Source organism: Dyella humi (genome assembly GCF_044904605.1).
Classification (GTDB): Bacteria; Pseudomonadota; Gammaproteobacteria; order Xanthomonadales; family Rhodanobacteraceae; genus Dyella_B; species Dyella_B humi.
The window spans coordinates 508,854-527,435 of the sequence record NZ_JADIKI010000022.1 but is presented as its reverse complement, the minus strand read 5'-3'; the positions used below and the strand labels follow the sequence as shown (position 1 = coordinate 527,435).

Here is an 18,582-nt window from a genome sequence, read left to right as displayed (position 1 = left end):
TTACGTGTTCAGCGCAGTAGGCTGAAAGCGTCGGATGTGTGGGGGGAAGACGATATGTTTGAAGCATTCAAAAACGGCACGCCCATGGAGGTTTGGCAATCGCTGGTGCAGGAAGCCTATGAACGCACTGGGCGGCAACTCGATGAATCGAGCGAGGCTTATTTAGTGTTCGTGTTGCTGCGTTACCAAGGCGACAACTTGTTGCTGGCACGCACGCAGGGCATGGACTGGTTGCAAGCGTTGGAACTGGCAGGCACCGCGCGTGCCGACGCCCTGCGCGATGTCGGCGACCGCTGCTTGCTGCTAGCCGGCCTGTTCCCGGGTCTGGCCGAACGACGACGGGTAAGCGTGGACTATTTCATCGACGTCGGCCGCAGCGCTTACTTCGGTGTTGCTGATGTGACACGACAAGCCTACGCGGCGCTCTATGCTCAGCTGGCCCGCAGCTATCGCGAGCTGGTCCGCACCTTGGATGCCATGCGAGCAGCACCGAAGTGGCATGACGCGACCATCCCTCCACGCTGATCTCGATCGAACATGGCGGCGCAGGCAGCGACTTAATGATGGCGAGCGAGCTGGAGCACAGTCGCACGCTTTCATCGCATACGTCACGTGGGCCGCGCGCCATGCGCTGATCGTCATGTTGCCAGGCTGATAGGCGTCTATCCGTAGATAGCATTCGCGCAACATCGGGTTCACAGCCACGCAACGGCTCCAGCAGTGCAATGACGCTGCAATTGCGGAGGAGCCGTCCATGAGCAACATACTCGATACTCTCAAGAACGAACACGACGAGCTACGCAGCCTATTCACCCGGATCAATGCCACCACCGATGATCAGAAAGACGTGCGCGAAGAACTGTTGAAGAAGGTCGAACAAGTACTGGTCCCCCACTCCAGATGGGAAGAAACCACCTTTTACCCGGCCTTCAACAAGCGCGCCACACACGACCAGCAACTGCTCTATGCCACGTCGATGCAGGAACACCGCATAATCGAAAAAGCTGTGCTGCCGGATATCCACGCCGCCGGCTACGGCACTCGCCAGTTTGCCGGTTCGGCCAAAGTGCTGTCACAGCTGGTTGACGAACACGCGCAAGCGGAAGAAACCGAACTCTTCCCTGCCATCAAGCAGCTGTTCAATCCATCCGAACTGGCGGAAATGGATCATCAATATGCAAAGTGGAAAGACTCTTCCACGGCGTCCGTGATGAACTCCTTTGCCAAGCTCAAGACTGCTGCGAAAGCGGTGCTGCATCAGCCGCGATCGCCGGGTTGAAGTGCCGATTTTTCGCGAGGCAGGGAAGCATTCGGTATCTACACAGCGTTCTTACGACTCAAACATAGCCGGCCATGATTGACCAGCTTCGCTGTTGTAAAGCATCTCGGGGAAGGGCCCATTGCTGTCCGGGAAAACAACTGCCCGATTCACTGTAATGCTCGATGATTCGTCATCCCGGCGAAAGCCGGGATCCAGCGACTTGAATGTCCGTCAACGTCACTGGACCCCGGCTTTCGCCGGGGCGACGAATCGGTGTAGCTGAAATTAAACGAGAAAATAGTGCGCCGGGATCCAACACGATATGGCATTAGCGCAGGGCACAACTGTCCACACATTGTCCGGACAACACGGACAACCGTCCGCGGACAGTTATGCGCAATGGGCAACACGCACGCAAATGGCTTAGCCATGCGATTTTCCGTGGGCGTTCCTACTTGGCACGGGCTATGCAAAACATATCTCGAAAGCCTCAATCACCCACGGAGAACCGCCATGAAATTCGAAACCCTGATGCTGAACAGCCTGTTCGCCGCTTGCCTGGTGATCTGCGTTGCAACGCTTGGTGCCATGCTGGCCTGATCCATAGCCATCTACAATTTGTACTTCACGTTAGGCGATGCGCGCGCAAAGCACACCAAATCCGCTTTATAGCCTCTGCACTAATTAGTACGCCATCAATCACGCACGGAAAGCTGATCGTTCTTGACCCACAGCAACGGTGGAGCCGACTTGTCGTCCAGGTCGGTCACGACCACCGCTTGATAACCATCAGCGGATTCAATCCTGACGACTTTGACCTTCTCATTTTCTTGAAAAATGCCGCAGTGACCGTCCTTGAAGTACTGGTAAAGCTGCGACCCATCACCAGCCGCTTTCAAGGTTATCGCCTGATGCAACTCGTCGGCCGACATGCAGGCAAACGATGCGTGCGCGACGTATACCGTTTGATCCGCCGTAAGCTTCTTGCCCTCGGCTGACAGAGCTGTCGGGCCATAATGGCAACCAGCCATAGAGATGGCGGCAAAAAGAACAAAAGTGCGAATCGGAAAAAATTTCATGACCTTCCTTTGTCAGTTGATGATTGCTTGAAGGCAAAGGGAGTGAATCCCTGCAGCTACTGCAACTCGCCCCGCTTGAACGAATACGCGCGCCTGGTCCACCACGACGCAATACCGATGTCGTAACCATAGGACAGCCCTACGGTCACCACATCCTCCTCGGAAAAATGCGGATCGCCTTTGGCTAAAACCTGGGCAATGCCACGGGCGTAGCCAGCGTCATCCGTGATAGGCGCATCCACGCGCAACTGCGCGCTCAGGTAATGCGTGGTTGGACGGCCGGTGGAAGCGGCCCAGCCTCGGGTAACCCCAGCATTCATGACGTGAGGTTGGGTTTCGAGCGTCTGATAAAGCGGCATGAGCCCCGCGAAAAGATCAGTCCGAACAAGCCGGTTCACCACTGCTGGCGCACCGAGGGAAAGCAGCGTGACCACGGCAATCACCACCAGGTGGCCGCGCCATATCGGTGGAAAATCAGCGCGGGCCGCCTCCGGCTGCACACGCACTACGTAAGAGCCGACTACCAGATCATGCAGCGATTGCCGCGTACGCCGGTTGAAAACATACAGGTATACAAGCGCGAATCCGGCACCTCCAACTACCAGCGACAGTAGTCCGATGAGCACCGGCGACATCATCGTAGTGGCAGAAAGCGGCAGGTTATTGAAGAAATACGGTACGCCAAGCACCGTGTAACGCAATAAGGCACGCGGCAGGGAAAGCAGTTCCCCCTGCGCATCCACGACGCGGAGGCCGAACCATCGATTGGCTAACGTCTGCCCATTACCTATGCGGCTATTGAGTACACCGAAATAAACCAGTGAGATGAAAAAACCGATAAGCCGCGCCGGCGCGCCGATAGATGCCAGTGATGAATACATCAGACCGCCGATGACCATCCCGACGAGACCCAGGATGATGACATCCACAACAAAAGCGCCTATGCGCGGCCAAAAACCAGCAATAACAAGATCCTGCCCGCCTTCCGTTACAGACATGTCCATGACTCCCCTGATTTGAGGGGTATATTGCCGTAAAACGGCCGTGGGTGGGGAGGCATGTCGAAGCCCTTCTTTCTGTATGAGTTCCTGGAGAACAGATCACCTCAGATGCTGACTCCCTGTCTGCCTCTTTATCGGTGCCGCGGCCAGAATTTAACTTTCCCAAACCCGGTTTCGGCCTCTAATTGCTCCACTTAGCCATACTGGCCTTCACCCATGCCTAGTTATTACATTCACATGGACCAAGGCATTGCTGCCGATCTGCGCAACTACAGCCTGTGTTCCGGGCAATTCTCCAACTGTGCGCCGATTGTCATGTACAACGCCCATCGCCACGAAGGCGCGCTGTACCACCTTGCTGGCTGCAAGCAACTCGACCAGCTCAAGATCGGCCACATCAATGCGCTGATCACCGTCGTCGGGCCAACTGTCGCCTATGTGCTGCAAGGGGTGGAGGACATCGTATTCGGGCCAGCCACAGGGCACGTCGACCCTGTGACTGCCATTTTTCAGCACGCGAATATCCCAGTGCATCGTGGCTTCAACGGCCGAAGTAGCTTCAGTTCGATCACCGTGTGCGAAGCAAACGGCCGTCTCGACATCCAGGCCAGGCTGGACACGAGCACCAAACTCAACACAAAAATGGCGATTGACGCGCTGCCTGCTGACGTGGCTTTCATCGGCGAGGACCGCGACCAAGCATTGGCGGTATGGCTGTGATCGATTGAAATCAGGCCAAGGGAACGGAGGTAGTCAATCGAGCTAACTACCTCTGCTCTTTTTTGCAAATGCATCATGAAAAGCGACTATGCTCCCGTCTCACGCCTATTTAGCCGTCAGCGCACAGAATGGGAGGTGATACGTGGACGAAATCATCGTCAGGTCAGCAGCATGTCCAGAAAATCCCTGGTCGCCATGGATCGCGCTGATTCCTCCACTTATATGGGCCGGCCTGCTCATAGGATTTGCAGGATGGATAGGTCGCGACACCATTCGCTCGCTGTTAAAGCGTGTCGACAAGGTCAACATAGGGGGCGTTGAGCTGCAACTTCGTGACGATCTGGAAGCAGCCGCGGTGTCGCGAAATTTGGACATAGCCGCCTACGTGCTTGGCCGCGCAGCACGCAGACTTGCCTGTTCAAGCAAACTGACAGAGGGGGCCAAGCTGCTCTGGGTCGATGACGTCCCCGACAGCATCGTCAAGGAATCGCGCTTGCTCGAACAAGCCGGCGCACTCATCACGCGCGCCCTGTCGACGACGGATGCCTTGGACAAAATCAACAAGGAAAATTTTGATCTGATCTTGTCGGACATCAAACGCGATGGTGACGACCAGGCAGGCATCAAATTCGCCAATAAGCTAGCCGAACGGAAAAATCCGCCGCCCATCGTCTTCTATGTAGGAACAGTCAAGTCGCCTCCTCCGCAACACGCCTTTGGCATCACGAATCGACCTGACGAATTGCTTCATCTGGTACTGGACTCACTAGCCCGCTCCCGGAGTTGAACCATGTACGTACAGACCTTTGTCAAAGGCATCGCGGACGACTCCAACGGCGGGATCAGTTGGGTAGAGGCGAAAGCCATGCTTCAGCAGCAAAGAGGTATTCATTCAAACTGGTGGCGGTCAGTGGGGACGATCACAAGCACTCAAGTTGCGCAGGTTCTCACAGACACCAATCTCGACCTTCATCTTCATGCGTACGGAACCTACGGCCACAAAAGCCCGTTCATCTCACTTGCGGCCGGCTGCATCGAAAGAGATACCTTGCTCAACCAAAACTATCGATACTCAGCGGTAGATACAGCGCTCGAATTCGCCACTGGAGCCTACGGCCACGCCGGGGTGTTGTTCTTTGGGTGGATCATCGTCGGCCCGAATCCAGCGGTAAAACTGTCTGCCGTTGCCGAGTCCGTTCGTGAGCTTAATGTTTATCATCGCTGGTCTCCGTATCAACTTGAGGGCGAGATCACCGCAAAAATCCATATTCCGGCAAACCAGATCGAGCGCGCCGAATGGTGGGATCCAGAGCAGAGTGCTAGCCCTGTCCACGTTTACACAAATCCCCATTACGAGTCCCCCACCCCGATTCTCAACCTGAGGGAGTACTTCTGATGGTTGACCTCAAAGAATCCGGGTTGGATCCAACTCTTATAGAGCGCCGGATCCGTTTTCTTTTGGAACGAGCCGAGGTTCATCTGCGCAAGGAAGGCCAAAACGGCACCTCACGCTCCGAAGAAATGGCTTGCGCGGGCACACTTTGGAGAGATGCCGCATGTCTGGCCATGCTCCTTGAAAACGAAGCACAAGCCAGAGAGCTGCTACAAAGAGCGGGAGAAGCGTGGGCGAACATCGGTTTGTTCGCAGGCTACGCCCTTCTCCACTTATCAGGCATAACGAATTGGGCCGAGAACTATACGGATGATTTGAGGCAGGCTGCCTGGATACTCAGACAAAGCGAGTCGACCGGCGAGCAGCAGGAATCCGACTTGGAGCCCTCGTTCATTGCGGGCTTGGAAGTGCATGATGATTTTTATCCAAAAGACGGAACACCGGAAAGAAGGGCATATCTTTCGTCATCATCCGTCTCCAAACGACAACTGCTTAACCTCCTTCAAGCGGCAGCCAACGTCCATCACGGTGATGATCTAAAAGAATTTACGAATCTCATTCGAAGCCGTTTCGAGCGAACACCTTCTGCCACCCTTGAAGGGATCCGCTTGCTGAGTTACGTCTATTTGCTGGACACCATCTCCCATGGCGAGTTCGGAGAGCCACAACAAAACCTGTTGACAATGATGGCCCTGAACCGAAGGGAACGACTGGCTGCCGCCCAGGGCGATTCCTATCACTGGGAGAGGATTCTCAACCCGGCTTTCATCGTGGATTTGGATTTATTCACCCTGTGCGGCTATGCGGTTGAAAAAAACTTGATAGAACAGTTCAACGCCATCATGGAATTCCAACCAGCGCTGGTCTCGCTGCCATGGACCGTCGCGCAAAGACTCTACTCACAACCCGCTGCAGGCCCAACACGTGATTACTTCTAACGGCACGTCTTATCTCATTGCCGAATGCGCTAGGAGCTTCTTCGAAGCCGTAGACCGCTAGTAGGCCGCGCCAGAAGCATTCTCGGGTACCTAGTGCTACGGCGAGGCGCACGGAGGTATCGGCGGCGATACTCCGTTTGCCAAGGCTGATTTCGTTGATGCGACAATTCGACTACCCGCCCCTCTATCGCCTTGAACCAAGCAACATGAAACCCGAAGATCTGCAGCGACTTGTGACCGTCACCATGCCGTACGGTAAATACCAGGGACGTTTGATCGCTGACCTGCCCGGCGCTTACCTTGCCTGGTTTGCCCGCAAAGGTTTCCCGCCGGGTGAGCTGGGTAACTTACTGGCATTGATGCTCGAGCTTGACCACAACGGATTGAAGTCGCTGCTCGATCCACTGCGAAAGCGTTAGCAGGATTAACGATCGTCCAGAGTTGCAGGGCTAATCAGGACGATCTTTGATCCGCGTGTCATCGGCAATCCAATTGGTTTCCCACGTCTTGCCGTTGTCCGCTGAGAACGCTTGCTCGAAATGAATAGCATCGGCGCTGCGTGGCGTAATGACGAAACGCACCAGAATGGGTTTCCCCTCCCACGGCTCTTTGTCGTAAAAAACACCACGCCCATCCGCGAATCCACCGATGGCAGGTACGCCGAGCGTGCCACCATGGCTATTTGCCACATACAGTGCCCACTGGCGAGTGGCCGGGTCGTAAAGCCGGAACGATGCGAGTTGCAAATGGCTGGACGCGTTCTTCATATCCAACTCCAGCAAATTGGCCACGCCATTCCATACTTTATGCACCACGGTGATACCGTTGTATTCGCTCCACTCTTTCGAGCCCGTCAAGGGATGCATAAGCCTCGATACATGGGTATTCCAAGTACCGAATTCGAAATCGAAATCATGCTGGCCGTCGTGCTTTCCGACGCTTGCAGACTGCGCAACAACCATCCCGGAACTAATCGCGAATATCAGGGCACCCACCACACAGCCAAGCCCGCATCTATTGACCAAAGCCATTTGTTTCTCCCGAAGTCGGGCAGAGACGCCTGGAGTAGAAAGCTAGGCCTGCGATTGGCCTGGAAAAATAGCCACTATGCCATGCGTGCATATAGCCACTTCTGGTCGCGGATTTTCAAAAAAGCGAACCTGCCACTGTTCTTTCTGCGGTCCTTCGGAACTTACCAAGGGCTATGCAAGCGAAGTCTCATAGGCAACCGATTGCGTTGCACGGCCATCTTCATGCAAACGCCACAGCAATCAGCGATTCCGCTTATTAAGGACTTGCCGTGGTTGGACCTGATGATATCTTGTGCACTCGGAGTGGCCTTTACCCAGCCATCCGCATTGTTGGATATAGCTGCGTAACAGTTTTGTAAAGATCTGCAGATTTCCTACACACAGGGGAAGCTCTATGCCAGTCAAGGATTTGGAAAAGGCTGCGAGTAGTACGATTCGATCGGCCTACGAAAGAGATTACAAGACAGACAGGGAAAAGAGAGACCACATTCACAGACAGGTTTATGGCCTGGTTGATGAAGACGTTGTCATCAACGGCATTACCTACCCAGTAATTGATCTATCCGTCTTGACGACCGCGAAGTACGGAAACGTGGTGCAGTTTCTGATCACTGCGTTCAAAGCCGCAGGGGTGCGCCCGGATACACCGTTTCATATGAATTCGGAGTCCAAGTATCCGGTGGACATGGCCAATACTTATCGCTATGTGGAGTACAACGTCATCGGCGGAGGCATGAGGCTGATCTACGATGTCACCTTGGGCAATTTGTTCCTGAGCGCTCATTACAGCGACCCGTCACTGGTGATTGCGAGCACGGACGACAGCGCAGAGCAATTGGAACTCAACGACATCATGACGAGCTTGCGTCTGACGCAAAGAAATCTCGAGAGACATTCAGATGGAACTTACTTCGACGGCACTCACGACGACAGGCTGATCACGTATGCGCGTTCGGATTCGGCATTTCGTGGCTGGCTCATGAACAAGAACAGCGGTCAAGTCACGGAGACGCTGAAGAAGTACGGCTTGAGCTAGGTATAAGGTTTGCGTTGGTATAGCGAAGCACACGATCGGGGAGCCTTGGCGCGCACCGCCACTAGCAACGGAAAAAGAAGGTCAGTAGCGAGCTTTTTTGGCCATCCAAGTGCGAGATAGCCATAGCGACCGAGTTACGCGCCCTTATTTCGCCATGTAACGCCCGGCGACAAGTCACTTATGAATGGCTGGGTCACCGTAAGATATCGGCGGGTCGTCGCGGTAATATGCGGCGCAAAGGGGGCAATATGGGAAAGCGCTTTACCGCGTCCGGTGCAATCTGGACTCGGTTTGCATGCATCTTGGCGACGTGGCTTGTAGGTATGTGCGGGCCTTCGCTCGCCGCTACGTCGCTCCCGCAAGTCAGCGCCGATACGCCAATACGCGCGAATGCGCTGTCCAAAGCCGAGTTCGACGCTATCGTGGCAGAAGCCAATGTCGTGGTCAGCGCTCCACGCACCGGTGCGGACATACCGCTCCCGGCAGCATGGAAAACGCTTAATCGGGAGAAGATGTTCGCGATGCTTACCATGCCGGGCTTCGGCAGCATTCCCGAAGAAGCTCGCGGAGTATTGATCGATCAGGCAGCCACCTGGGATCTGCTCACCTTCACGCGACCGTCCGACGCGGTCGAACTTTGGAGGCGCCTGTTGCCCTTCGCAAACCTTCCCCCCAAATACTTAAGTGGAACACGCATCGACCTCGACGCGACCTGGTCTCCCAACTCTGTGGCGATGGCCGAGGTTATCGACTGCTTTCCCAGCATCGTGTGGAATGTGCAGGGCGACCCACTTGTGGTGGTGTCTGTCAAAAATGCAGCGTGGCAATGGTCTAATAGCATTGGGTGGGATGGGATGCGTCGCTGTCTGCCTGAGGCCGGCATGTTCTCAAGCGATCTCCCGCCCAATTCAGTCATTGCGCAAGCGGGAAAAATTCTTGTCCAGAAGTTTTCCAATGAATTGCTTCAAGACGGCTGCACGCGGTCGGGAGCGGATAGCTGCGTAGTGCTTCTTCAGGCGCTTTACGGGCTTGATCCAAATAATCCAGAGCTTCCCGACGTCATCAAGCATATGGAGCCGTCCTATGCACTGGATAGACCTATCCCCATGCCGTCGCCACCCCCGCCCTCTACGGGCAAGTTGACGCGTGAGGGCGCGCTTCCCGCGCGCGAGGAAATATTGCATCGCACGTTTTTCCTAACGATGAAACTCCCCGCGCTACTGCAACATCCCGAGGCATGGCCTGCCGGCGAACTGGACAAGACGGTAGTCCAGGCCATGGCCTTGGCATTGGACCTACATCGCTTGGAATACATGAGCGCTACTCACCTGACCGAAAGTCGCTATTTCGCCGATCCATGGCAGTGGATCACGCCGGTGCAGCAGGAGCGAGTAGCCGATGCGATGGCCAAAGCGGGCGTCGCCTATGCAATGCAACACGGCTGTGAAATAGGCAGCGACGGCTTCAGCGAAGGCACGCCAGATTTCTGGAAGGCCTTTGTCGTTGAAAACATAGCACTGAACCACGGTGATTGCGGCCGACCTGCCAGCCTGTATCTAGCTCAACTGGTTCAGGCTCCGGAGGCAGAGCGCGCCCGTCTCATGCAGCCACTAAGACCAGCCGCTGCAGCACTGATGACCCAAGGTGAAGTACGTGATCACGCCCTTTATCAAGTCGCCGATGCGTGTCACGCAAAAAAGAACACCACCACCGACCCTTTCGACCTTTGCGCAGGCATCGCCTCGCGCGACGCGGCCAAGCTGGCGCAAATCAAGGCACAAGCTGCCGAAGTGGCAGCGCACATGCCAAAGGTTGATCCCCTCGCTTGCGATCGAAGCACGATCGTTGCTGCCGCCAAAGCGCTGCATTTTACGACCCAGGAAGATTTCTGGGCAGGAACGAATAGTAGTTGCCGGAAAGACCCTTCGAATACCCATCAAGCCATCGTCGCACTTACTTACCGTGCGGGCGAGGAAACGACAGGTAAGGCACAGAATGATACCGACGGGGTCTACGATCTTGATGTCGTCAGCATTGACCTCGCTACGAATGCCGTCCTGGCGCACACTCATCAACCCCAAGCCATCTCAAGCGATGGAGTGGTGTTCGACTCGCTAACTATCGACACAGCCCGATACATTCTTGCACCTGGCCAGCGTGCGTTCGGCATTCGGATCGACCACAGCGCACAATGCTATCAGTGTGCATACAGTTTTACCGAACTCACGCTCTATCTGGCCGATGGCCATCAGCTCAAAGAAATCTTGAGCATCAATGCAGATGTGACGCGCTCCACGCCCACGGATGCGTGCCCGAATGCTGTAAGCAATTCGAAAACGAACGTCTCCATCGGTAAAGGCACAAGTCACGGACCGGCCGACATTGTGCTATCCACAACCACATCCACCGATGCCAACAGCGAAGACGGTCAACCGAAGGAATGTTCATCCACTTCTTCTAACACCAACACGATCCACTTCGATGGTGTTCGCTACCCTTGGGTGAAAGAAGACATGTAGTGAACCAGTGAGGTTTGATACGACGCCACGCTCAGACCTGACCGGAATTGATGATCAAACGGATGGGAATCCGCAGGTAATCACTACGGTCTAACTACCTCGTTCCCTGGGGTTTCCCCACGTTTTTCGCTCGTCATCCCAGCGAAAGCTGGGATCCAGTGCCTTTGAGGCAGTAAAGACGCTGGATCCCAGCTTTCGCTGGGATGACGTCTGGGCGATCCAAAAGATCTCGGCGAGTTTGCATAGCTTCAAAATTCTGGGGAAATCACCAAGCAAAAAACGCTGAGGTGCCTCAGCCTCTTTACTCCAACGACTCTCCCAATTCAGCCGCCGCTATTTCCCTTGTATAGCAGAAAATTGCCCTGCCGCTGTTTTTTCGGCTCATTGATGATGGCAGTAGCCAACTGCTTGGCCATATCTTCCAACATTTCATCGGGCGTCGTGAGATGGGTCGTCGAATTCTCTTGATAGGTATAGCTCGCCACCGCTTGCCCGTTGGATATGTTCAGAACACGCACTGAGATACTTGCGCGACTCGAGTGAAATGCCACGACTCCGGCGCGCCGATAATCCTGGACCTCGCCATTTATGACATATCGGTAGCCTTTTGCCTTGGCATACGCGACCGCGGCATCGTCATCGAGTTGCGCCTTAGGTCCAACGGGCCTTGGCAGCGAGACGGCGTGCATACCCGGCTTTTGCGAAAGTACGCGGAAAAAGATCGAACCCGCATTCAACCCGGAGCCGTCGCAATCCGCCTGATTAGCGATATCGCAGTCCTCGAACATCACCACGGCAATAGAGCTTCCGTAGGGAACGCGATGTTTTACCGTGATGGATGGAGCGGCGGCACATCCCGCCAACAGCATCATCGTTGCCAACAGGGCGCGTGTACGAATTGTCATCACTGACTCTCTCCAAGCCTTGAAAGTGCCATCGCTACGGAACCGGAAAAGATACCAAACTGCTTTATTTGGACATCAAAGAACAGTCAAGTTCTTTTTACCGCGACGACAAGTTTGCCAGAAATGAGATGGCGTGAAATAGGGCGCGCAAATTATTACGGCAATCACACTGACCGCACAGAACGTCGTTTAGCAGCGAGCACTCAAGAAAAGGAGTCAGCGCGCATTTCTCTCTTGAAGGAGCACCCTGCCCCCTTCTCCGCTTTCCTTCGCCGCCTTGCCCGTTTTGGAACCGGGCACATTGTGCGCCCTCCCTTCCGACTGTCGGTTTTGACCCGCGTCATTCGTCGAGATACGTGAGCAGACCAAATTATCGTCCACGATAGGAAGAAGACCACCATGAAGAAGTATCTGCTTGCCATCTATCAGCCTGGCGCGGATGGCGACATACCGCCGCGCAACGTGCTGGACAGGATCATGCAGGACGTACGGAGCATCCGGGAGGACATGAAGACCTCTGGGACTTGGGTCTTCTCGGGTGGTCTGGATTCACCAAGCGCCGCGACTGTGTTACGGCCTCACGGCCGGGACACGCACACGATGGATGGGCCGTTTGCGGAATCGAAGGAACATATCGGTGGCCTTACGATCGTCCAAGTTCCTAATTTTGATGTGGCACTGGAATGGGCTCGGAAATTGGTCAAGGCAACTGGGCTTCCGATTGAAGTACGACCCTTCCTAGAAGAGAGCGCTGGCTGACTTCAGATCTATGACTAAGAAGGTGGGAACACTATGAACATGGTCAAGCACACGATTTTGCCTATAGCTACCGCACTAGTGGCTGCGATGTTGATAAGCAGTATCTGGTATAGCCCCATGCTATTTGGCCGACCATGGATTGCACTGCGCGGCGAATGGCTGCATGTCCAACCCAACGCATATGTCGCGCCGTGGAAACCTCTCGTCGAGGTAATGCGAGAAATCGTCGTCGCCTACGTGCTAACCCATCTCATCGCTCAACTCAAAATCACTCGCCTTGTAAGCGCAGCGGCTCTCGGGTTCTTGGTCTGGCTTGGATTTCCCGTTTCGATGCTCGTTGGTGCGAGTTTATGGGATGACAAGCCTTGGACTCTTAGCTTCATACATGCTGGTGACTGGCTCATCAAAATGCTTGTGATGTCCATCATTATCACGGCGACGCGGCATCTGACATTTGCGTCGAAACAGTCGTGATCCGAAAGCGCGAAACTCACGGGAAAAAGAAAAATAGCACTAGTAAATTTCTCCCCTGAAAAAGCCCCCGTTGTCCCGACTGTGTTGGTTCGGGATTTCGTACCGAAAAGAAATCTGTATCAAGAGTGTTACACGTTGACGCCAACGGATATTGGCGGGACGATTGCGGCCGTTTGTTGCGTCAATGAAGGTGATTTCGTTCGAATTGAATCGTCGCACCGCTCATTAAACCACGGATGTTTACATGAAAATCAGTCGCAGCGTTCTCGCCGGGATGTTTGTGCTACTCGGCACACTCGTAATATTCCAACCATCGAATGTGCACGCGCAGACCAATGCGGATATTTCAAAGGATGCCGTTCAAGTCACTGTGCAAGTCAACATCAACAATTTCACCTTCACTCCGGTCAGCATTCCGAGTGGGAAACGGCTGGTTGTCCAAAGCGTGAATCTCTCAGGTGCTGCAACAACAGCCGGTGCCTATGTGCAGCCCATCGTCGTCGCTGCTTCAAAGCTGGGCTCTGGCAGCTTCAACTACAGTTACTTTGGCCCCAACCCTTCTGTTGTTGATCCAACACAATTTTATGCGTCCTATCCGACAACTATCTATGCGGATACGTTGATGGTCGGGCCGGCGTTCGCAGGCTACACGCCGACATTCATGGCATTTAATGTGGTGATCAACGGATACCTCGTCGATGCTCCCAAAGTCGCTGCCTCGGCAAACGTCAGTCAGCAAGATCAAGGCCCTGACCTAAAGCAACTGGGAAATCGCAGCGTCATTACCCATTAGAAACGCCCCATCATTCACTGATAAAAGGTGCGGAGGTAGTTAATTTCGCTTAACTACCTCCGCACCGTTTTTCGAGGCCGACGTTTGTAGGCACAAGGCCAGGGCCGCTGTATGCACGCATACCCTATCTCACGATGGCCACACCAGCCTAAAAATGCGATGATTCGCAGTTAATGGCCGCTCTCGCAGCGCCAACTACCCCCAGAGATACCGTGAAGACCCCCCAAGGCTTGCAGGCGCTGATCGATGACGGCGTCATCGATGAAGTGCTGAGACCGCTAAAGAGCGGCAAGGAAGCGTCGGTGTACGTTGTCCGCAGCGGCGACGAAATACGGTGCGCAAAGGTCTACAAAGACATGGCGCAGCGCAGCTTCCAGCAACGCGTACAGTATCAGGAAGGTCGCAAGGTACGAGGCAGCCGCGAGGCGCGTGCGATCGGCAAGGCGAGCAAGTACGGGCGCAAGCAGCAGGAAGTGGCCTGGAAGAACACCGAGGTTGATGCGCTCTACCAATTGCGCGTCGCTGGCATGCGCGTGCCTGAGCCGTATGGCTATTTCCACGGCGTACTGGTGATGGAGCTGGTTACCGACGCCGAGGGCTTCTCCGCGCCGCGCCTAGGTGAGGTTGAACTCAGTGCGGAGAAGGCGCGTGAATACCATGGCGTGCTCGTGCGGCAGGTGGTGCTGATGCTGTGCTGCGGGCTGATTCATGGCGATCTGTCCGCGTACAACGTACTGGTCGGTCCGGATGGGCCAGTGGTGATCGATTTTCCGCAAGTCGTCAGTGCCGGGGGCAACAATGCGGCGCGCACGATGCTGCTGCGTGACGTCAACAACCTCACTGCACATCTTGGACGTTGGGCACCCGAGCTATTGGACACGTGGTACGGCGAGGAGATGTGGGCGTTGTTCCAAGCCGGCGAGCTGCGACCCGATACGGAACTGACCGGTGAGTTCACGCCGGACGAAACCGAGGTCGATCTCGACAGCATCCGCCAGTCCATCAATGATGCGCGTGAAGAATGGCTGATCCGACAGCAGGGCCGTGAGGCGGCAGCGGAAGACTAGAAAGCATCGACGCGTCGCGGTCTCAGAATTTCTCGCCCACGGGCAGATAGCGCCACATCCCCGGCGGCATCGCGCCGTTCGGGCCCTTACCCAACGCGACCCTGCCGATGCGCAATCGGCGAATCGACACGACGCCTAGCCCGACCTGCACGCACATGTCGCGCAGCTGTCCGTTTTGCACGCCCTTGATCGCGAAGCGCAGCCGAGTCTCGTTCTGCCAACTGACCTTGCATGGTGGCAGCGCACGACCGTTGAAACTCAGGCCGTAGCTAAGCCGGCGCAGACCGTCGGCCGCAATCTCGCCGCTGATTTCAACGACGTACTCGTGCTCGATAACGTCAGCATCCTCGGTCAGGCGGCGCCATATCCGGCCGTCCTGGGTCAGCACCATCAGGCCACTGGCCTCGGCGTCCAACGACACTAGCGATGTCAAACGATGGAAATGGCGCCGCAGCAGACGTTCGCCACTGGGGTCATCCACCCAACGTGTCTCCGGCGTCACCAAGGTGCTGACGGGCTTGTAAGCGTTGCTCGCGTCGAAGCCCGCTGGCTTGTGCAACAAGATCGTGGCCGGCTCCACCGCATCCAGGCGAGCGTCGGGGTCGAGTTCGACACGCTCGACGGTTACCTTGTGTTGCGGCATCTCGATCACCTGCCCATCCACCGACACCCAACCGTTCTGGATAAATTGCTCTGCTTCGGCACGTGAGAGGCCGAACAGCTCGGAGACACGATGGGTAAGTCGAACCGGAGCGGACATGGGAATGGCCAGGGAAACGAGACACGCAGTGTAACGACCGAAGAGCCGTCGATGCGCGGGGCAATGAGATGCCCGCTTCCAAACAAAACAAAGGGGACGGAGCTAGTTAACGTGATTTAAGTACCTCTGTACCAATAAAACCCAACTCATCCCGTTTTCTTGAATTAATTCAGTCGCACCCATTTCTTGTCTACATAGACACAAATGCCACCTTCAGAACAAGGTACCAGTTTACCCGCCGCTTCCGCCGCATTGAGTTGCTCTGCCCACTGAACCTGCTGGAGATTCTGATGCGCATGCCACACGGCATAGACGGTCGCGGCAATCACCGCCACGGAACCAAGGGTTGCCGCAATGAATGCTTTCCATGCGTTCGCAATGTGCATCATGCTCAACGCGCGTATGCGCTGCTCCAGCTCGTTGGTGGAAATCTCTATCTTGCCTGCACACGCAATAAGTCGCTTCTCGACATGACTAGTCGCCGCCCCTGCCCCCGCGACAATGGCATCGGCTGCCGTTTGTTGAAGCCGCTCAACCGCCTGTCTCCCTGCACTCTCGGCGGTGAGCGCAAGGTTCTGCGCGGTTTGGCTCATCCTCTGCGTGGCCTGATGCGACTGCATCACCACGCGATCGCTGAGTTCTTTCAGATTGTGGGCAAACATCCCCACTTGCACCGCCAATGTTTCAACATCCTGCTGCCCCATATCTCCTCCCTTACATGGATCGACCGGCCCGCTGTTGCATTTGGTGGGCCTGCGCTTGTGTCTGTCGCTCGGCCAGAACCTGAGCTTGTACCTGTTGCCGATTGAGTTCGGCGCCTTGCGCTAGCAACGCCTGGCCGCTGGGCGAGTTCTCATAGGCTTTGCCGATGGCGCAAAGCGAGTCCATGTCTTTGCTGGCAGCGGCGTGGCACATAGCCTGGAACATGTCGTGAATTGAGCTGTGCCTGGTAATACCTTGCGTATGGCTTGATGTGTGGCTCGTTTTAGCCGAGTTGCTTTGCAGCGCATTCTCGCGTTCTTTCACAACGTCGAGGGTATTCACCCCGACAGTGCGGTTGGCAGCTCGCCCTTCTAGCTCTGGTGACAGCGCCGGGGTGTGGTTGAGTAACTGGCGTTGACCGTGAATTACCTGAAGAGTACTCGCGCCAGCAATGCCGTCGCTGAGCAAGCTGTGATCGCTTTGGAAAGCACGGACGGCAGCTTCAGTGTTGCGACCGAAATATCCATCCGGCTGCAATGCCTGGCCTCGATTATCGGTATAGCCGAGCGCCGCCAAGTCAGCTTGCAGTGCATTCACGGCGTTGCCATGGGCGCCTTGACGGAGAGTGCCGTCGGCCGCATGGTGATGGCTGGGTTTACCAAAATCCGCATGGTTGCGTTTATCGAAGCCCGGTTCTGGCGGCAGGACCGCATGAGTCTTCTCATACTGTTGAACAAATTCTTCGTATTTACCTACATAAGGCATGACGTGTTGTTTGGATAACTCAATCCCGCCCCAATCGCCAGCCGGACCATCGTGGTGATACTTATATATGTACTCCTCACCTTGACCACGACTTTTAGCTAATGCCGCATTGTCTTTATAGGTTTCGACTAACGCCTCTGCTTGCTTTGTTATATCCCCTCTGTTCAAGGCAGTGATACCGTATCCTTTACCCGTTCCATCAACAAATTGTCCAATTCCAAACGCGGTGGTTGTTCCAGCCGCAGCATCTGGATTAAAACCGGATTCAGCACGTGCTATGGCAAGAACATAGGCCGTCTGATGCTCATCAAGGCCTCCTTTCTGGGCCGCTTGCATCACAGCATCGATGGCTCGCGACTGCACTTCGGCGCTTGCGTCTCCCCAAATATGCGAATTGCCGGCCAATCTTCCCGGAGAGTTATCGATTGGTTCTCCGTAGTGAGTTCTTTCGGGACCTAGAATTTGGCTGTCTCTGTAAGCCAAGCCCTTTTCTTGGATCATCGAGCCATATATTTCCTTACCTGGCATTAATTAATCTCCACGGTGCAGAGTAAATTTCCTTTGCTATCGAGAGACGGCCCCTCGCATACGATGTCCGTGTCCTCGTACTTGCCTAAACTCAACTTTTTGCTCAAATCATTGAAAGACTGATTATTCGGGGCTATGGATTGAGCGGGCGCCACGTCAGAGATCTTGATAGTTGCGGGATCGCTGCTAGTAAGGAGATTTCCGTTTGCGTCATAAAGGTGATGCCACTCACACACATCGCACCCCATAGGTAAAACGCTATACATCACATGAAAGTAGGAAGTGTTGTCGCTTTTTGATACAACGCAGGCTATGCCTGTTGGCGAACTGTCTTTGAGACCCCTGGGGAGGGGCAGCCTTCTGATGGCACTCCTTGACGTGTAGACAAGTGATGGATGCAGGCAATCTGCCATTCCATGACCAACTGCAGTGCACCGTAGACTCATCTCAGCGCCGCCGCATTTCTTGGAAACCACGGTTACACCAAGATTGTCGCTACTTGCTGCGCAAGTCATCGGCGTAACGAACAGCAACACAGCAATCAATAACATCTTCCTCTTCATTTCGCCTCACTGCAGACATGGCCGAAGAGACCATTCAAGGCTTACCACAGGGTGCAAACAATAGGCCGATACTTCGCCGCACTGTGGGCACTTGTCTGTCCTGCGACGGCTTGCCCTTGGGACGTGTACTAAAGACAGGCTAGTCAAAGGCCGGGGAGCCTGATCGACGCACTACAACTCTCGCCCTGCGTTGACACGCGTGTGCTGATGCTTGCATTAAAAGGTTCGGGGTGATGTATCACCCATGGCGTGACATGTGCGGCGGTGACATCGTGACGGACACGGCTA

20 protein-coding genes are annotated in these 18,582 nt (G+C 55.0%); 13 read left to right on the top strand and 7 right to left on the bottom strand.

Annotation, left to right across the window (positions count from 1 at the left end; genetic code table 11):
- Positions 1–54: 54 nt before the first annotated feature.
- Both ISP18_RS07335 and ISP18_RS07330 read left to right on the top strand, forming a co-directional pair.
- Complete coding sequence (locus ISP18_RS07335; RefSeq protein ID WP_380008789.1) at positions 55–525, top strand: hypothetical protein; 471 nt, start codon at positions 55–57, stop codon at positions 523–525.
- A gap of 229 nt (positions 526–754) precedes the next feature.
- A complete protein-coding gene (locus ISP18_RS07330) occupies positions 755–1,279 on the top strand; it encodes a hemerythrin domain-containing protein (RefSeq protein WP_380008786.1) in 525 nt (174 codons plus the stop codon).
- Positions 1,280–1,956: 677 nt separating this feature from the next.
- On the opposite strand, the gene ISP18_RS07325 is transcribed toward ISP18_RS07330, so the two are convergent.
- Both ISP18_RS07325 and ISP18_RS07320 read right to left on the bottom strand, forming a co-directional pair.
- A complete protein-coding gene (locus ISP18_RS07325) occupies positions 1,957–2,340 on the bottom strand; it encodes a hypothetical protein (protein ID WP_380008783.1) in 384 nt (127 codons plus the stop codon).
- Between the two features lie 56 nt (positions 2,341–2,396).
- Positions 2,397–3,338 (bottom strand): RDD family protein, encoded by a 942-nt coding sequence (locus ISP18_RS07320; RefSeq protein WP_380008780.1) that lies wholly within the window; start codon positions 3,336–3,338, stop codon positions 2,397–2,399.
- A 219-nt stretch (positions 3,339–3,557) separates the two neighbouring features.
- Between ISP18_RS07320 and ISP18_RS07315 the strand changes: the two genes are divergently transcribed.
- The 5 genes from ISP18_RS07315 (at position 3,558) to ISP18_RS07295 (ending at position 6,811) form a co-directional block, all read left to right on the top strand.
- Positions 3,558–4,061 (top strand): hypothetical protein, encoded by a 504-nt coding sequence (locus ISP18_RS07315; protein WP_380008777.1) that lies wholly within the window; start codon positions 3,558–3,560, stop codon positions 4,059–4,061.
- Between the two features lie 142 nt (positions 4,062–4,203).
- Positions 4,204–4,848, top strand: a complete 645-nt coding sequence (locus ISP18_RS07310) for a response regulator (RefSeq protein ID WP_380008774.1) — start codon at positions 4,204–4,206, stop codon at positions 4,846–4,848.
- A gap of 3 nt (positions 4,849–4,851) precedes the next feature.
- Positions 4,852–5,457 carry a hypothetical protein gene (locus ISP18_RS07305; RefSeq protein ID WP_380008772.1) on the top strand — a complete coding sequence of 202 codons (606 nt, stop codon included), beginning with the start codon at positions 4,852–4,854 and terminating at the stop codon, positions 5,455–5,457.
- Positions 5,457–6,392, top strand: a complete 936-nt coding sequence (locus ISP18_RS07300) for a hypothetical protein (protein ID WP_380008769.1) — start codon at positions 5,457–5,459, stop codon at positions 6,390–6,392. Before ISP18_RS07305 ends, ISP18_RS07300 begins: the two co-directional genes overlap by 1 nt.
- 206 nt (positions 6,393–6,598) lie before the next feature.
- On the top strand, positions 6,599–6,811 hold the full coding sequence (locus ISP18_RS07295; protein WP_380008766.1) for a DUF3820 family protein: 213 nt from the start codon (positions 6,599–6,601) through the stop codon (positions 6,809–6,811).
- 30 nt (positions 6,812–6,841) lie between these two features.
- Here the strand turns inward: ISP18_RS07295 and ISP18_RS07290 are convergent, their stop codons facing one another.
- Positions 6,842–7,423, bottom strand: a complete 582-nt coding sequence (locus ISP18_RS07290) for a hypothetical protein (protein ID WP_380008763.1) — start codon at positions 7,421–7,423, stop codon at positions 6,842–6,844.
- 394 nt (positions 7,424–7,817) lie between these two features.
- Between ISP18_RS07290 and ISP18_RS07285 the strand changes: the two genes are divergently transcribed.
- Positions 7,818–8,459 (top strand): hypothetical protein, encoded by a 642-nt coding sequence (locus tag ISP18_RS07285; protein ID WP_380008760.1) that lies wholly within the window; start codon positions 7,818–7,820, stop codon positions 8,457–8,459.
- A gap of 248 nt (positions 8,460–8,707) precedes the next feature.
- On the top strand, positions 8,708–10,978 hold the full coding sequence (locus ISP18_RS07280) for a PA3715 family protein (RefSeq protein WP_380008757.1): 2,271 nt from the start codon (positions 8,708–8,710) through the stop codon (positions 10,976–10,978).
- 323 nt (positions 10,979–11,301) lie between these two features.
- Here ISP18_RS07280 and ISP18_RS07275 read toward each other — a convergent pair whose 3' ends face one another.
- Positions 11,302–11,883 (bottom strand): hypothetical protein, encoded by a 582-nt coding sequence (locus ISP18_RS07275; RefSeq protein ID WP_380008754.1) that lies wholly within the window; start codon positions 11,881–11,883, stop codon positions 11,302–11,304.
- A 399-nt stretch (positions 11,884–12,282) separates the two neighbouring features.
- Here ISP18_RS07275 and ISP18_RS07270 point away from each other — a divergent pair, with 399 nt between their 5' ends.
- The 4 genes from ISP18_RS07270 to ISP18_RS07255 all read left to right on the top strand — a co-directional run bounded on the left by ISP18_RS07270 (position 12,283) and on the right by ISP18_RS07255 (position 14,976).
- Positions 12,283–12,642 carry a YciI family protein gene (locus ISP18_RS07270; RefSeq protein WP_380008751.1) on the top strand — a complete coding sequence of 120 codons (360 nt, stop codon included), beginning with the start codon at positions 12,283–12,285 and terminating at the stop codon, positions 12,640–12,642.
- Between the two features lie 33 nt (positions 12,643–12,675).
- The gene (locus ISP18_RS07265) at positions 12,676–13,116 is read left to right on the top strand and encodes a DUF1761 domain-containing protein (RefSeq protein WP_380008748.1); all 441 of its coding nucleotides are present in this window, start codon (positions 12,676–12,678) and stop codon (positions 13,114–13,116) included.
- A 244-nt stretch (positions 13,117–13,360) separates the two neighbouring features.
- Positions 13,361–13,909 (top strand): hypothetical protein, encoded by a 549-nt coding sequence (locus ISP18_RS07260; protein WP_380008745.1) that lies wholly within the window; start codon positions 13,361–13,363, stop codon positions 13,907–13,909.
- Positions 13,910–14,121: 212 nt separating this feature from the next.
- The gene (locus tag ISP18_RS07255) at positions 14,122–14,976 is read left to right on the top strand and encodes a PA4780 family RIO1-like protein kinase (protein ID WP_380008742.1); all 855 of its coding nucleotides are present in this window, start codon (positions 14,122–14,124) and stop codon (positions 14,974–14,976) included.
- Positions 14,977–14,998: 22 nt separating this feature from the next.
- Here the strand turns inward: ISP18_RS07255 and ISP18_RS07250 are convergent, their stop codons facing one another.
- From ISP18_RS07250 to ISP18_RS07240, 3 genes are all read right to left on the bottom strand, one after another.
- On the bottom strand, positions 14,999–15,736 hold the full coding sequence (locus ISP18_RS07250; RefSeq protein ID WP_380008739.1) for an rRNA pseudouridine synthase: 738 nt from the start codon (positions 15,734–15,736) through the stop codon (positions 14,999–15,001).
- Positions 15,737–15,900: 164 nt separating this feature from the next.
- On the bottom strand, positions 15,901–16,440 hold the full coding sequence (locus tag ISP18_RS07245) for a hypothetical protein (protein WP_380008736.1): 540 nt from the start codon (positions 16,438–16,440) through the stop codon (positions 15,901–15,903).
- Positions 16,441–16,450: 10 nt separating this feature from the next.
- Positions 16,451–17,731 (bottom strand): peptidoglycan-binding protein, encoded by a 1,281-nt coding sequence (locus tag ISP18_RS07240; RefSeq protein ID WP_380008733.1) that lies wholly within the window; start codon positions 17,729–17,731, stop codon positions 16,451–16,453.
- Positions 17,732–18,582 lie beyond the last annotated feature (851 nt).

Excerpts from the sequence above, each read along its gene's own strand:
- ISP18_RS07335 (WP_380008789.1), top strand. The coding sequence starts at position 55 with ATGTTTGAAGCATTCAAAAACGGCACGCCCATGGAGGTTTGGCAATCG.
- ISP18_RS07330 (WP_380008786.1), top strand. The coding sequence starts at position 755 with ATGAGCAACATACTCGATACTCTCAAGAACGAACACGACGAGCTACGC.
- ISP18_RS07325 (WP_380008783.1), bottom strand. The coding sequence starts at position 2,340 with ATGAAATTTTTTCCGATTCGCACTTTTGTTCTTTTTGCCGCCATCTCT.
- ISP18_RS07320 (WP_380008780.1), bottom strand. The coding sequence starts at position 3,338 with ATGTCTGTAACGGAAGGCGGGCAGGATCTTGTTATTGCTGGTTTTTGG.
- ISP18_RS07315 (WP_380008777.1), top strand. The coding sequence starts at position 3,558 with ATGCCTAGTTATTACATTCACATGGACCAAGGCATTGCTGCCGATCTG.
- ISP18_RS07305 (WP_380008772.1), top strand. The coding sequence starts at position 4,852 with ATGTACGTACAGACCTTTGTCAAAGGCATCGCGGACGACTCCAACGGC.
- ISP18_RS07300 (WP_380008769.1), top strand. The coding sequence starts at position 5,457 with ATGGTTGACCTCAAAGAATCCGGGTTGGATCCAACTCTTATAGAGCGC.
- ISP18_RS07295 (WP_380008766.1), top strand. The coding sequence starts at position 6,599 with ATGAAACCCGAAGATCTGCAGCGACTTGTGACCGTCACCATGCCGTAC.
- ISP18_RS07290 (WP_380008763.1), bottom strand. The coding sequence starts at position 7,423 with ATGGCTTTGGTCAATAGATGCGGGCTTGGCTGTGTGGTGGGTGCCCTG.
- ISP18_RS07285 (WP_380008760.1), top strand. The coding sequence starts at position 7,818 with ATGCCAGTCAAGGATTTGGAAAAGGCTGCGAGTAGTACGATTCGATCG.
- ISP18_RS07280 (WP_380008757.1), top strand. The coding sequence starts at position 8,708 with ATGGGAAAGCGCTTTACCGCGTCCGGTGCAATCTGGACTCGGTTTGCA.
- ISP18_RS07275 (WP_380008754.1), bottom strand. The coding sequence starts at position 11,883 with ATGACAATTCGTACACGCGCCCTGTTGGCAACGATGATGCTGTTGGCG.
- ISP18_RS07270 (WP_380008751.1), top strand. The coding sequence starts at position 12,283 with ATGAAGAAGTATCTGCTTGCCATCTATCAGCCTGGCGCGGATGGCGAC.
- ISP18_RS07265 (WP_380008748.1), top strand. The coding sequence starts at position 12,676 with ATGAACATGGTCAAGCACACGATTTTGCCTATAGCTACCGCACTAGTG.
- ISP18_RS07260 (WP_380008745.1), top strand. The coding sequence starts at position 13,361 with ATGAAAATCAGTCGCAGCGTTCTCGCCGGGATGTTTGTGCTACTCGGC.
- ISP18_RS07250 (WP_380008739.1), bottom strand. The coding sequence starts at position 15,736 with ATGTCCGCTCCGGTTCGACTTACCCATCGTGTCTCCGAGCTGTTCGGC.
- ISP18_RS07245 (WP_380008736.1), bottom strand. The coding sequence starts at position 16,440 with ATGGGGCAGCAGGATGTTGAAACATTGGCGGTGCAAGTGGGGATGTTT.
- ISP18_RS07240 (WP_380008733.1), bottom strand. The coding sequence starts at position 17,731 with ATGCCAGGTAAGGAAATATATGGCTCGATGATCCAAGAAAAGGGCTTG.